Origin of the sequence: Pseudomonas sp. Seg1 (assembly GCF_018326005.1) — a bacterium.
Taxonomy (GTDB): Bacteria; Pseudomonadota; Gammaproteobacteria; order Pseudomonadales; family Pseudomonadaceae; genus Aquipseudomonas.
Genome location: NZ_AP021903.1, coordinates 213072 through 226224 on the forward strand (window position 1 = coordinate 213072; position 13153 = coordinate 226224).

Sequence of the window (13153 nt, forward strand, 5' to 3'; positions counted from 1 at the left end):
CACATTGCTAGCGCTGGTCTAGGGGAAACCAATAATGAAAAACCCTTACGCTCTCGGCTTCTGGTGCGCCCTGGTAGCGCTGGTGCTGCTCTCGGCCACCTATTTCTACGGCATCATGCTGGCCCATCAGATCGACAAGGCGATGGTGTTCCTCGACAGCGCGACGGCGCTGATCGCGGTCATGGCCATCGTCGTGGTGGCGTGGGCCTCGGTTCAGGTGCAGCGCGTCAAGAAAAGACAACTTGAACAGGGCAAAACCCTGGTGCTGATCTGGGACACCAAAGTCGCCCTGCGCAAGGTCGAAACCGTGTTCGACCGGTATTTCTGGGGCAGCTACTGGCAGCCCGGGCGGACCTTCGCCGAAGTCATGGGCGAACTCACCGGCACGCCGCTGGAAAAAAGCCTCGAAGCGCTGAAGAAGCAGTGTCTGGAACTCGACAAACAGATCGCCGACGAGGGCTGGCACTGGTTGAACAATGCCCGTGAATTGTCCGATGTCGCCACGGCCATGGCCCGCGAGCGCTATCAACTGGATTTCTGTGACCCGCGCGCTGATGGACCGGGCGGGGCGGTGATCGATCGGGATTTCGAGGTGCTGGTGTATACCTGGACCGCGCGGCTGAAAAGCTTTGATCATCAACTAGATGAGATCGAGGTTCAGTACTCCTGATTCCCGGCTAATCATCTGGCCTCATCGCTGGCAAGCCAGCTCCCACAAGGTTTTGTGGTGTTCACAGATTTTGTGTTCGCTACAAATCCCTGTGGGAGCTGGCTCCAATAACAGCGAAACTCTTGCTGCTCGCCCGCTGTCCACACTTCCCATAGACACTCTTTCACCTTTAAACATTGGGCCGCCGGGCGCGGCCAGTGCTAATCTCCACCGCTAATTCAGCGGAGTCGAGCCGCGACCCGGTCACGGGTTCAGGGAAGACGACCACACTCACAGCCACGGAAATCGATCAGGTCATTCATGAATAAATCAGCAGGCGTGCTTCTCGGAATTGTTGTTGCCATTGGTGCGATCAGCGCAGGCGGGGCCTGGTACACCGGGACCAAGATCGAAGGCGTACTGAACAACGCCGTCAGCAATGCCAACAAAGAGCTGCAAACCGCCATGGCCGGCTCCAACGGCAGCGCGTCGCTGGAACTGGTGTCGCTGGAGCGTCACACCTTCACCAGCACCGCGCACTATCGCCTCAAGGGCGAAGGCGAAATGTTCGGTGACAAACCGGTCGAACTGCTGTTCGTCGACCACATCGAGCATGGCCCGCTGCCGTTCTCGCGGCTGGTCTCGCTGAAATGGTTGCCGGTCATGGCTACCAGCAACTATGAGCTGGAAAAGAACCCGGCCACCGAGAAGTGGTTTGCCGCCACCAAGGGCGCCGCGCCACTCAAAGGCGTGACCAGCATTGGCTACGACGAATCCACCACCAGCACCCTCGATCTGCTGCCGTTTGAAACCGCGCTGGATGAACAGTCGAGCCTGAAATTCTCCGGCCTGACGATGAACATCTCTGCTAGCGCCAAAGCGCAGAAGGTCAAGGCTGACGGTTACATGGACAACCTGAAGCTGGTGACCGTGGCCGAAGATCAGGCGCCGGTACAGATCGAACTCAACGGTCTGACGCTGGCCAGCAATCTCGCCAAGAGCAGCTACGGCTACTACACCGGCGAAAACACGCTGGTGCTGACCAACAGCAAAACCACCTTCGGCACCAAGCAATCGGTGCTTGGCGTGAAGAACTTCGAAATGAAGAACCTCACCGAAGAAAACGGCAGCAATGCTTCCGGTCGTGCTGACTACAAAATTGGCGAAGTCAGCCTCAACGACAAGAAAATCGGTTCGGCAAACATGGCCGTGAGCCTGAAGAACCTCGACATCCCGTCGACGATGTCGCTGATGCAGATCTACCAGACCAAATTGCAGCCGTATGAAAAGGCTGCCGCTGAAGCCGCCGCTCAAGGTTTGCCAGCACCCGAGCTGAACCTGACCGACGCGGAAAATGCCCAGGTCAAAGCCGATCTGCAAAAACTCCTCGCGGCCGGCCCGCAGATTGCCCTGGAAAACCTCTCGTTCAACACCGCCAACGGTGAGAGCAAGGCCAATCTGGTCATTGACCTGACCAAGCCGCAATCGATGGACTTGCCGCCGGATCAACTGGGCAAGCAACTGATCGCGCTGCTTGACCTGAATATCCAGGTGTCCAAGCCAATGCTGGTTGATCTGCTCAGCGTGCAGGCGCAACTGGATGGTCAGACCGACGCCAAAGCCATTGTCGACCAATCCAAAGAAGCGGCCGACATGTTCGCGGGCATGGCCGTTGGATCGCAAATGGCGGTCGTGGACGGCACCAACGTCGTGACCAAGCTGCATTACGCCGCCAATCAGGTGGAATTCAACGGCCAGAAAATGACCGTTGAGCAGTTCGTCGGTTTCCTGATGAGCAAGTTCGCAGGCGTCACGCAAGTGCAGTAATCCTGCGCTTTAAATAGCTACGCCCGGCCTCTGTCATTGCGCAGACGCCGGGCGTTTTGCTGTCTGGCGTATGGGTTTTCGCGGTGTTTCAGCCCAGGCGTTGTGACGAATCTGAACAATTATTGTGTTGTGGATATTGGTCTACGCTTGCATGCAAGACTGCCGGACTAAGCTTGGCTGAGCGTTGTTGGCTCGGTCTCCGTTACGAATGGGCAAGGAGGGCATTGCGACCCGGCTGGCCATGTAAGGATGCTGACGAATGCCGCGTATTGATGTTCCCGTATTACATCGTGGTTTACGCCCTTTGTTCCGAGTCGCACTGTGCAGCCAGTTGCTTTGGCCGGCACTGGCGTTTGCCGACACACCCTACGATCAGATGGTGCGGGACGCCCGTGCCGGGCAGACCACGCCTGCGCTGAATGTGCTGCGTCAGGTGCCGCCGGGTCAGTCGACCACCGGACAGATCAGCGATCACCTGCAGATCGCCAGTTGGGCCGGGCTCGACGCCGAAGTGGTGCAGGTCTATGAAACCCAGGGCCGCGACCGCGTCCTGCCGGTTCAGGCGCTGACCGCCACGGCGCGTGCCTACCGCAACCTCAAGCGTTGGGATCAGGCGACTCAGGTCTACAACAAGGCGCTGGCGCTGGAGCCGGACAATGCCGACCTGCAACTGGGCCTGGCCCTGACACAGGCTGACGCCGGCAAACCCGACGAAGCGGTGACCCGCGCCAAAGCGCTGGTAGCGGCCAAACCCGATGATCCGTCGCGCCGTCTCGCATTGGGCTACGCCCTGACCCGCGACAACAAACCCTACGATGCCCTGTTCGAATACGATCAGGCCTTCAAGCGTGCCGGCAGCAAACCGGAAGTCGCCCGCGAATACGTGGTCGCCCTGCAAAAGGCGCGTCTGCCGGAGCCAGCGCTGCGCCTGGCCAATCAACGTCCCGGTCTGATCGATCCGGTGACTCTGCGTCGCCTCGAAGGCGATCTGGCTGCCGAGCGCGTGCGTCTCGCCGAACTGGCCACCCGCAGCGAAAAAGAACGCTACGTCATCGCTGATCGCGCCTTGGCCGACTACGACAAACTGCTCGCCACCTGGACGCCGGATGCCACGGCTCACGACGACGTGATCCGCTGGCGCATCGACCGCATGGGCGCACTCAAGGCCCGGGCGCGCACGGCGGACGTCATCACTGAATATCAAAAGCTGCAAGCCGAAGGCGTGAAGATTCCGACCTATGCCCTGCGTTGGGTCGCGGCGTCGTACCTCGATCAGCGTCAGCCAGAAATCGCCACCGACCTCTATCGCCAAGTGCTGGCGGCGCCGGACGCCGATGTCGGCGATCGCCTCGAAGACACCACGGCGTTGTACTACTCATTGCTGGAAAGCGACCGCGCTGAAGATGCACGCAAAGTCGCCGAGGATGCCGCCAAATCACAGCGCCCACGCATCGAACTCAAGGGCCTGCCGATCGGCAACCCCAACGATGAATGGATGGATGCCCAGCAACTCGCGGCCCAGGCCGGTACCTACGGTTCTGATCTGCCCCACGGTGAGGAGCGCTTGCAAACCCTCGTCGATCAGGCGCCGGGCAACATCGGCCTGCGTCTGGCTCAGGCCGATTTGTACCTGGCCCGCAACTGGCCGCGCCGCGCAGAAATGCAGCTCAAGGAAACCGAGAGCATGGTGCCGCGTGACATGGGCCTGGAAATTGGCCAGGCCCACACGGCCATGGAATTGCAGGAATGGCGGCAAATGGATGCGCTGACCGACGATGTCGTCGCACGTTATCCGGATAACCGCCAAGTGCAGCGTCTGGCCCGCGAGCGCGAAGTGCATGACATGTCCGAACTGCGCGTCGAAGCCTATGGCGGCAAGGCCAATGGCGGCGGCAGTGGCAATGCCGGTGCAGTCAGTGGCAGCCGCGATTTCGGTATCCAGACGACGCTGTACAGCCCTCCGATCGACGAAGACTGGCGCGTATTCGCCGGTGCCGGTTACGCCACTGGCGATTTTGCCGAAGGCACTGGCAACCATCGTTTCCAGCGCGTCGGTCTGGAACGTCGCACCCGCGACATGACCCTCGAAGCCGAAGTCTCCAACCACTCCTACGGCTACGGTGACAAGCAGGGCGCGCGTTTGGCGATCGCCCGCGATATCAACGACAACTGGCAGTACGGCGGCAGCCTCGAATACCTGTCGGCCGAGACGCCGTTGCGCGCGCTCAACAGCGATATCAAGGCCAACGGCGGCAGTGGTTTCATCCGCTGGCGCGCCAACGAAAGCCGCGAGTGGAAACTGTCGGTGAGCCCGTCGCACTTCAGCGACGGCAACAACCGCGTCGAAGCCTTGCTCACCGGTCGCGAGGGCGTTTACAGCGCGCCGAACGTGCAGGTCGATGCGGGTCTGGAAGTCGGCACCAGCCACAACTCCAAATCCGATGACGTGCCGTACTTCAATCCCAAGTCCGACTTCAGCGTGATGCCGCTGGTCAACGTCAATCACGTGCTCTACCACCGCTACGAAACATCCTGGAGCCAGCAGTTCCAGGCCGGCGCGGGGACGTACAGCCAGCGTGATCACGGCACCGGCGGCATGGCGCTGCTCGGCTACGGCCAGCGATATGCCTGGAACGACGTGTTCGAGGTGGGCGGTTTGTTCAGTGTGATCAACCGGCCCTACGACGGTGATCGGGAGACCGATCTGCGTCTGCTCGTCGACCTCACTTTCCGCTTCTAGAAGAGTTTGAAGATGCCTTTTATTTCGCGTTTCATCCTTCTGCTGGGAGCGCTGCTGGTCAGCGCCTGCGCCCAGCAAGCTCCGGCCTTCGCCCCGCCGTCGGAGCGCCCGCTGGCGGCCAGCGAAAAACCTTGGCCGAAAAATCATGTGCTGGGCATTGCCTATCACGATGTCGAGGATCGCGATCCCGATCAGGCCGTGGTCGCTGTGCGCACCGAGCGCATGATCGAGCAGCTCGCCTGGTTGCGCGAGAACGGCTACAAACCGGTGACGGTCGACCAGATCATGGCGGCGCGCAGGGGTGGCCCGGAGCTGCCGGCGAAAGCCATTCTGCTCAGCTTCGATGATGGTTATTCGAGCTTCTACACTCGCGTGCTGCCGGTGTTGCGCGCCTATAACTGGCACGCACTGCTGGCACCGGTCGGCACCTGGATCGACACGCCACTGAATCAACCGGTGGACTTCGCCGGCGCCCCGCGTGCACGTTCCGACTTTCTCACGTGGGATCAGATACGCGAGATTTCCCAATCCGGACTGGTGGAAATCGCCGCTCACACCGACGCCAACCACAAGGGCATCCTCGCCAACCCGCAGGGCAACATGCAGCCGGCGGCGGCGACCCGGCGCTACGATCCGGTGACCAAACGCTACGAATCCGAGGCTGATTTCCAGGCGCGGATTCGTACCGACGTGAACAACATCTCGGAGAAGATCCGCAAGGTCACCGGTAAAAAACCGCGGGTCTGGGTCTGGCCATACGGCACGGCGGACGGCACTTCGCTGACAGTGGTCGGCGAGGAAGGCTATGAAATGGCCTTGACCCTCGACGACGGTCTCGATGCCCTCGACAACCTGATGAGCAGCCCGCGTTTCCTCGTCGCGTCCGACCCGGACGGCGAGCATTTCGCCAACAGCGTGGTCGGGGTGCAGTCGGATTTCGCCATGCGCGTGGTGCATGTCGATCTGGACAACGTTTACGATCCGGACCCGGCGCAACAGGACATCAACCTGGGCAAACTGGTGCAGCGCATGGCTGACATGGGCGCCAACACGGTGTTCCTGCAAGCCTTCGCCGATCCGAAAGGCGATGGACTAGTGCATTCGCTGTACTTCCCCAACCGTCACCTGCCGGTGCGTGCAGACATCTTTGATCGCGTCGCCTGGCAGTTGCGCACTCGGGCCCACGTCAAAGTCTTTGCGTGGATGCCGGTGCTGAGTTTCGGCCTCGATTCGAAGTTGCCGCGTGTGACCCGTTGGGACCCGAAAACCGGCACCACCTCGGTAGACCCTAATCAGTACCAACGCCTGTCGCCATTCGATCCTGAAGTCAGGCGAATCATCGGTGAAATCTACGAAGACGTGGCGCGCCTGACGTCGGTCGACGGCATCCTCTATCACGACGACGCGGTGCTCTCGGACTTCGAAGACGCCAGCCCTGAAGCCTTGAAAGCCTACGCCGCCCAAGGCTTGCCGAGTTCGATCGCGGCACTGCGCGAAGACCCGGCGGCGATGCAGCGCTGGACGCGCTTCAAGAGCAAATACCTCATCGACTTCACCAACGAGCTGACCGCCAAAGTCCGCGCCATTCGTGGTCCGCAGGTGCTGACCGCGCGCAACATCTTCGCCGAGCCGATGCTCAATCCGCACAGCGAAGAATGGTACGCGCAGAACCTCGACGACTTCCTCGCGACATACGACTGGACGGCGCCGATGGCCATGCCGCTGATGGAAAAACAGACTCAGGCAGAGTCCGGCCCATGGCTGGAATCGCTGGTGCAAACCGTGAGCAAACGCCCCGGGGCACTGAACCGCACCGTGTTCGAATTGCAGGCCCGGGACTGGACGAAAAAGGATCAGGCCAATATCGATGGCGCGCATCTCGCGGACTGGATGGGTCGCCTCAAGCGTCAGGGCGCGACCAGTTTCGGCTACTACCCGGACAACTTCCTCGACAACCTGCCGGACCTGAAAACCGTAAGGCCTGCGCTCTCCAACAAATGGAACCCATGACATGCTGGATAGACTGTTAGCCCTGCTTGTTCTGGCGATTGTCCTCGGCGTTCCGCTGGGTCTGATCTTCCTGATCACCGGGCAGTTCCTGATGGACTTCGTGTTCTTCTACCCGTTGTTCATGTCCGGGTTGTGGATTGCCGGTGGCCTGTATTTCTGGCTGCACTGGGAGCGCCACTGGCCGTGGAAGGACGACACGCTGCCGCCACCACTGGAAGGCGAGCCGCTGATCTCGATTCTGATCCCTTGCTACAACGAAGGTGACAACGCCGCCGATACCATTCACGCGGCGCTGGCCCAGCATTATCCGAACATCGAAGTCATCGCGATCAACGACGGTTCCAAAGACAACACCGCCGAAGTGCTCGATCGGTTGGCCCAGGAAGATCCGCGCCTGCGCGTGCTGCATCTGGCGGAAAACCAGGGCAAGGCGGTCGCCCTGCGCATGGGCGCTATCGCCGCGCGCAGTGAGTATCTGGTGTGCATCGACGGCGATGCGCTACTGGCGCCGAACACGGCGGCCTATCTGGTGGCGCCAATGCTCGACAACGCGCGTTTGGGTGCGGTGACCGGCAACCCCCGAATTCGCACGCGTTCAACGCTGGTCGGGCGGGTGCAGGTCGGTGAGTTCTCGTCGATCATCGGTCTGATCAAACGTACGCAGCGGGTGTTCGGGCGGATCTTCACCGTCTCCGGCGTGATTGTCGCGTTCCGCCGCACCGCGCTGAACCGGGTCGGCTACTGGAGCCCGGACATGATCACTGAAGACATCGACATCAGCTGGAAGCTGCAACTCGATCACTGGAGCATCTTCTACGAGCCGCGTGCGCTGTGCTGGATTCTCATGCCGGAAACCCTCGGCGGGCTGTGGAAGCAGCGCTTGCGCTGGGCACAGGGTGGTGCCGAAGTGCTGTTCAAGAACATTCGCGGCATCTGGCAGTACCGCCATCGTTATCTGTGGCCACTGCTGTTCGAATACTGCCTGTCGACCGGTTGGGCGTTTACCTTCCTGCTGTCGGTGATTTTCTGGGGTGTCGGCAAGTTCTTGGTCATGCCGGAAGCCATCGCAGTGGATCACCTGATGCCACCGGCGTTTACCGGGCTGCTGCTGGCCTTCGTCTGCCTGGTGCAGTTCGCCGTCAGCATCATTATTGACCGTCGCTACGAACCGGGTCTGGGCAGGACCATGTTCTGGGTGGTCTGGTATCCGTTGGTGTTCTGGCTGATCAGCCTGCTGACCACGCTGGTCAGTTTTCCCAAAGTGCTGTTCGGCCAGCATCAGAAACGTGCGCGTTGGGTCAGCCCTGATCGGGGGATCAAGCCGGTCGGGGACGACGAAGAGGAGGTCATCAAATGAAAATCATCCGGACCCGTCAACGACCATTTCTGGTTGTGGTCGATGTGATTCTCACCGTGCTGGCGTGGATTGGCCTGCTGTTTCTGCTGGTACGCGGGCTCTGGCCGTTGATCGAAACCCATGCCGGCGGACCGCGCATCGACAACTCGGCGTTTGAAGCGCTGGGTACGTTAGAGATTTATCTGTGGGTGGCGTTGGTCAACGCGGTGATCCTGATTTCCTGGGCGCGTTATCAGCAGCGCAAAAGCAGAAGTTTTGCCCAGCGGCGTTTACCTTCGCCGGTGATCGACGACGAAGGATTGAGCAAAAGTTTCAAGCTGTGCGATGACCGCTTTCAGAAACTCCGCACGCCGGGGGTGATGACCATTCACAACGATCAGGAAGGCGACATCAGTCAGGTGGTGACGCATTTCTGGCCGGTGCAGCAGGCAGAGTTGCCGCCACCGTTGGCGCCAATCGAACACCCGCGAGTGATCTTTCTGCACGCCGAGGATGACGACAATCGCGAACCTCTGACCCGGCTTTGATCGTTTCCATGCTCAGCGTGGGAACGATCAAGATCGGTGGTCAGATGTGGATCAGTGTCCAGGCTTCTTCCATTGGCAGAGGCTGTTTCATGCGTTCAGCCAGCAGCGCCATCGCTCTTTCTTTCTCGCACGCTACGGCGGCAACAACGATGCCGTTACGACCGAACAGACCGATGAAGGGCGGCTGTTCGGGCTCGCCGAGAAATTCCACTTCATCCCATTGTTCGGCATGGCCGAGGTAGTCGTAATTCTTGCCGAAATGCCAGGTCCAGAAATACGGCACATCGAGGTAATGCTCCTCGCCACCGAGCATATTGGCCGCCGCGATCCGTGCGTGTTGCTGGGCCAGACGCCAGTGTTCGATGCGTTGGGGCTGGCCGTTCAGCGGGAACGTGGCGATGTCGCCAATCGCCCACAGACCTTCGGTCACGCGCATGCCGCCATCGACGCGCAACGACAGGTCTTGCTCCCGGGGTAACGAGGCAAAAGCCTCGGTGGCCGGGTGTACGCCGATGCCTGCAAGGACCAGATCGGCTGAAAGGCGCAATCCATTGTCCAGCAACACCGCCTCGACTTTGCCGTCACCGATGATCTCTGTCGCCTCGTGCTCGGTAATGAATTTCACGCCGTTTTTTTCATGCAGCGTGCGGATCGCCTTGCCCACGGCTTCGCTGAATTGAGCCGCGAAAGGCACTGCATGGCGGGCGAGTATCGTGACGTCGAGGCCAAACTGACGCAGTGCCGAGGCACATTCGAGGGCGATGAAGCTGTCGCCGATGATCACTGCGCGTTGATCGGGCTGGGCGGCGTTGATGATCTGCTCGGCCTGGGCCTTTGAGCGCAGAACGAACACGTTTGGCAGGTCAGCCCCGGGCAACGGCAACGGGTTGGGGACGCCGCCAGTCGCCAGCACGGCGGCGCTGTAATGCAGTGTGCGGCCATCTTTTAAATGAACGGTTTTTCCCTCGGCATCGAGCGCAACGACTTCGCCTGAAACCCGATTGATGTGCTGTTCGCGGTAAAAGTCGTCATCGCGCAGCGATGGGATTTCTTTGGAGGGCATTTCTCCGGCGAGGACAAACTTGCTCAGTACCGTGCGGTCGTAACCGGCCTCGGGTTCGTGATCGATCAGCACAATGCGTCCGCCGAAACCCTTTTCCCGCAGCGCCGCTGCACACGCGGTGCCCGCCGCTCCGGCGCCGACAATCACGAATGTGCGCGCATCGTCTGCTGGCGGCGTGTGTGGATCCGGCAGCGGTTGATCATCCACCCAGATGTCTTCGCCGCGCAGCTCCAGTGGGTAGCGCTTGAGGCTATCGAGGGCGGGCGGTTCGCATAGAGCGCCGTCTTCCACGCGAAAAACAGCCTTGTGCCATGGACAAATCAGGCGCCCGTTGCACAACGCACCGTCAGCCAAAGGCGCGCCGGCGTGTGGGCATTCACCCTGAAACGCGCGTAATTCGCCGGCGGCGCGCAGCAGAACAATTTTGCAGTCGCCGATTTTCACTTCCAGACCACGGTCTTCAGGGACATCAGCGAAACAGGCGACACGGTGCAGGGACATATTCGGCTTCCTCGCGGGCATTTCTCATACGAGTTTGCGCGGCAGTGCGAGGTTCAGCCATTTGCTACTGCCACGGCACGAACGGTACAGCTATAGTTTGCAGGCCGACCACGGCCTCACTGCACAAGGTGCTCCCGGAATGACCCGATTGACCTCTCTCAACCCTTGGCTGGCGGCCGTTGCCGTTGCCCTTTGCGTGCAGTTTCCGGCGCAGGCGGCCCAGGAGCGCTTCACCCTCGACATCCCTGGTGTCTCGGACAATCGCCTGTTCACCTCGGCGGCGGCAAGCGATGCGGCAGGTTGCGGCGGCAAGAACCAGTCGCCGGCCTTGAGTTGGAGCGCCGGGCCTGCCGGCACCCTGAGCTACGCGATCGTCATGCACGACCCGGACGGCCAGAAAGGCCTGGGCGTCGATCACTGGATTCATTACGGCATCAAAGCCACGACTCACCAGATCGCGGCGGGTGTCGGCGCCAAATCCGCATTCGAAGGCGTCGGCGGCACGAACAGCAAGGGCAACACCCATTACATGGGGCCGTGCCCTCCGGTTGGCGACAGCGCTCACCACTACATCATTCAGATTTACGCTCTGGATCTCGCACCGGACGCCTTGCCTGCCGGTCTGACTCGCGCCGAGCTGATGGAAAAAATCAAGGGTCATGTGCTGCGCAACAGCAGCGTAGTGCGGCGTTATCACCGCTGAAAAAATTTTTTAGCGGCGTTTAACCCGAACTGAAAGGGCTGCCCGTCTCAGTGGATGAATGATCACTTTCATCCCGAGGTCAGCCCCATGTCCCTTCCTCTGCCTTCTCTGCGACCTGTAGCGGTCGGTGTGTTGCTGGCCGTCGCCGGTTGCGGCGTTTCTTCCAATCCTGAATCGGCTGCTGCGCCAGCTCAGCCTGCAGCCTTGGTGCAACATGAGGTGATCCTCGCCGATGCCGCGATGGCCAAGCGCAGCGCGCGTCCGATGCCCATTGCCAGCTTCGCGGCGATGCCTGCCGGGGAAAGTTATCCACAGGGCTATCGCGACGAGCCGCGTGAGCAATATCAAACGCTTGCCGACAACCCGATCCACAGCGTCGCCGACACTCCGGTTTCAACCTTCAGCGCTGACGTCGACACGGGCGCTTACGCCAACGTCCGCCGCTTGCTCAATCAGGGGCGCCTGCCGCCGGAAGGGGCGGTGCGGCTGGAGGAAATGGTCAATTACTTTCCCTACGATTACGCACTGCCCAGCGATGGCTCACCGTTTGGCGTGACCACCGAACTGGCAGCTTCGCCGTGGAACCCGCACACACGATTGTTGCGCATCGGCATCAAGGCGTCCGACCGCGCGGTGGCCGAACTGGCCCCGGCGAATCTGGTTTTTCTGGTGGACGTGTCAGGCTCGATGGATCGTCGCGAAGGCCTGCCACTGGTCAAAAGCACGCTGAAATTGCTCGTCGATCAATTGCGCGAGCAGGATCGCGTATCGCTGGTGGTGTATGCCGGCGAATCGAGAGTGGTACTGGAGCCGACGTCCGGACGGGAAAAAGCGAAAATTCGTACAGCCATTGAGCAATTGACCGCAGGCGGCTCGACCGCTGGCGCCTCCGGTATCGAACTGGCTTATCAAATGGCGCAACAGGCTTTTATCGCCAAAGGCATCAACCGCATCCTGCTGGCCACCGACGGCGACTTCAACGTCGGCGTCAGCGACTTCGACAGCCTCAAGCAAATGGCTGTGGATAAACGCAAAACTGGAATTTCCCTGACCACCCTGGGTTTTGGTGTGGATAACTACAATGAACACTTGATGGAACAATTGGCCGATGCCGGCGACGGCAACTACGCCTACATCGACAACCTGCGCGAGGCACGCAAGGTACTGGTGGATCAACTTGGCTCGACCCTCGCCGTGGTGGCAAAAAACGTCAAATTGCAGGTGGAATTCAACCCGGCGCAGGTCAGTGAATATCGTCTGCTCGGCTACGAGAACCGTGCCTTGAAACGTGAGGACTTCAGCAATGACAAAGTCGATGCTGGCGAAATCGGTGCAGGACACACGGTGACCGCGTTGTACGAAATTGTTCCGGCGGGGGAGAAGGGCTGGCTGGAGCCGCTGCGTTACGGTCAATCCGACAAGGCTGTTTCCGAAAAGAACGGGGAATTGGCAATGCTGCGTGTGCGATATCAACAGCCCGAAGGTGGGAAAAGTCTGCTGATCGAGCGGCCGATTGCCAATCAAGTCGCACCGGCCAGCGAGGACCTGCGCTTTGCCGCCGCCGTCGCCGCGTTTTCCCAGCAACTCAAGGACGGCCGCTATACCGGAGATTTCAGCCTGAAAGACACCGAAGCGTTGGCCCGTGGCGCACGAGGCGATGACCGTTTTGGCCTGCGTAACGAGTTTGTGCAACTGGTCGAATTGGCGCAGAGCCTGCGCAACACAACCGCATCGAATACGCTGCCCACTGAGCGACGGGTTGAATAAGTGAGTCGT

Annotated in this window: 9 protein-coding genes; 8 read left to right on the forward strand and 1 reads right to left on the reverse strand. The window is 60.4% G+C overall.

The annotated features are described in order from the left end of the window. Nucleotides 1-34: 34 nt before the first annotated feature. The 6 genes from KI231_RS00890 (at nucleotide 35) to pgaD (ending at nucleotide 9110) form a co-directional block, all read left to right on the forward strand. Nucleotides 35-670, forward strand: coding sequence for an NADH:ubiquinone oxidoreductase subunit N (locus tag KI231_RS00890; protein WP_213027185.1), 636 nt, complete (start codon nucleotides 35-37; stop codon nucleotides 668-670). A gap of 300 nt (nucleotides 671-970) precedes the next feature. Beyond that, nucleotides 971-2476, forward strand: a complete 1506-nt coding sequence (locus tag KI231_RS00895) for a YdgA family protein (protein WP_213027186.1) — start codon at nucleotides 971-973, stop codon at nucleotides 2474-2476. Nucleotides 2477-2735: 259 nt separating this feature from the next. Then, the gene (pgaA, locus tag KI231_RS00900; RefSeq protein WP_103306500.1) at nucleotides 2736-5216 is read left to right on the forward strand and encodes a poly-beta-1,6 N-acetyl-D-glucosamine export porin PgaA; all 2481 of its coding nucleotides are present in this window, start codon (nucleotides 2736-2738) and stop codon (nucleotides 5214-5216) included. Between the two features lie 12 nt (nucleotides 5217-5228). Beyond that, complete coding sequence (pgaB, locus tag KI231_RS00905) at nucleotides 5229-7226, forward strand: poly-beta-1,6-N-acetyl-D-glucosamine N-deacetylase PgaB (protein ID WP_213027187.1); 1998 nt, start codon at nucleotides 5229-5231, stop codon at nucleotides 7224-7226. A 1-nt stretch (nucleotide 7227) separates the two neighbouring features. Beyond that, nucleotides 7228-8583: a poly-beta-1,6-N-acetyl-D-glucosamine synthase gene (gene pgaC / locus KI231_RS00910; RefSeq protein ID WP_213027188.1), complete on the forward strand. Its 1356-nt coding sequence runs from the start codon at nucleotides 7228-7230 to the stop codon at nucleotides 8581-8583. Further along, the gene (pgaD, locus tag KI231_RS00915; protein ID WP_213027189.1) at nucleotides 8580-9110 is read left to right on the forward strand and encodes a poly-beta-1,6-N-acetyl-D-glucosamine biosynthesis protein PgaD; all 531 of its coding nucleotides are present in this window, start codon (nucleotides 8580-8582) and stop codon (nucleotides 9108-9110) included. The genes pgaC and pgaD overlap by 4 nt, the downstream gene beginning before the upstream one ends. A gap of 40 nt (nucleotides 9111-9150) precedes the next feature. Here the strand turns inward: pgaD and KI231_RS00920 are convergent, their stop codons facing one another. After that, the gene (locus tag KI231_RS00920; RefSeq protein WP_213027190.1) at nucleotides 9151-10674 is read right to left on the reverse strand and encodes an FAD-dependent oxidoreductase; all 1524 of its coding nucleotides are present in this window, start codon (nucleotides 10672-10674) and stop codon (nucleotides 9151-9153) included. 139 nt (nucleotides 10675-10813) lie between these two features. Between KI231_RS00920 and KI231_RS00925 the strand changes: the two genes are divergently transcribed. Both KI231_RS00925 and KI231_RS00930 read left to right on the forward strand, forming a co-directional pair. Beyond that, complete coding sequence (locus tag KI231_RS00925; protein ID WP_213027191.1) at nucleotides 10814-11377, forward strand: YbhB/YbcL family Raf kinase inhibitor-like protein; 564 nt, start codon at nucleotides 10814-10816, stop codon at nucleotides 11375-11377. Between the two features lie 87 nt (nucleotides 11378-11464). Further along, complete coding sequence (locus KI231_RS00930; protein WP_213027192.1) at nucleotides 11465-13144, forward strand: vWA domain-containing protein; 1680 nt, start codon at nucleotides 11465-11467, stop codon at nucleotides 13142-13144. Nucleotides 13145-13153: the final 9 nt, after the last annotated feature.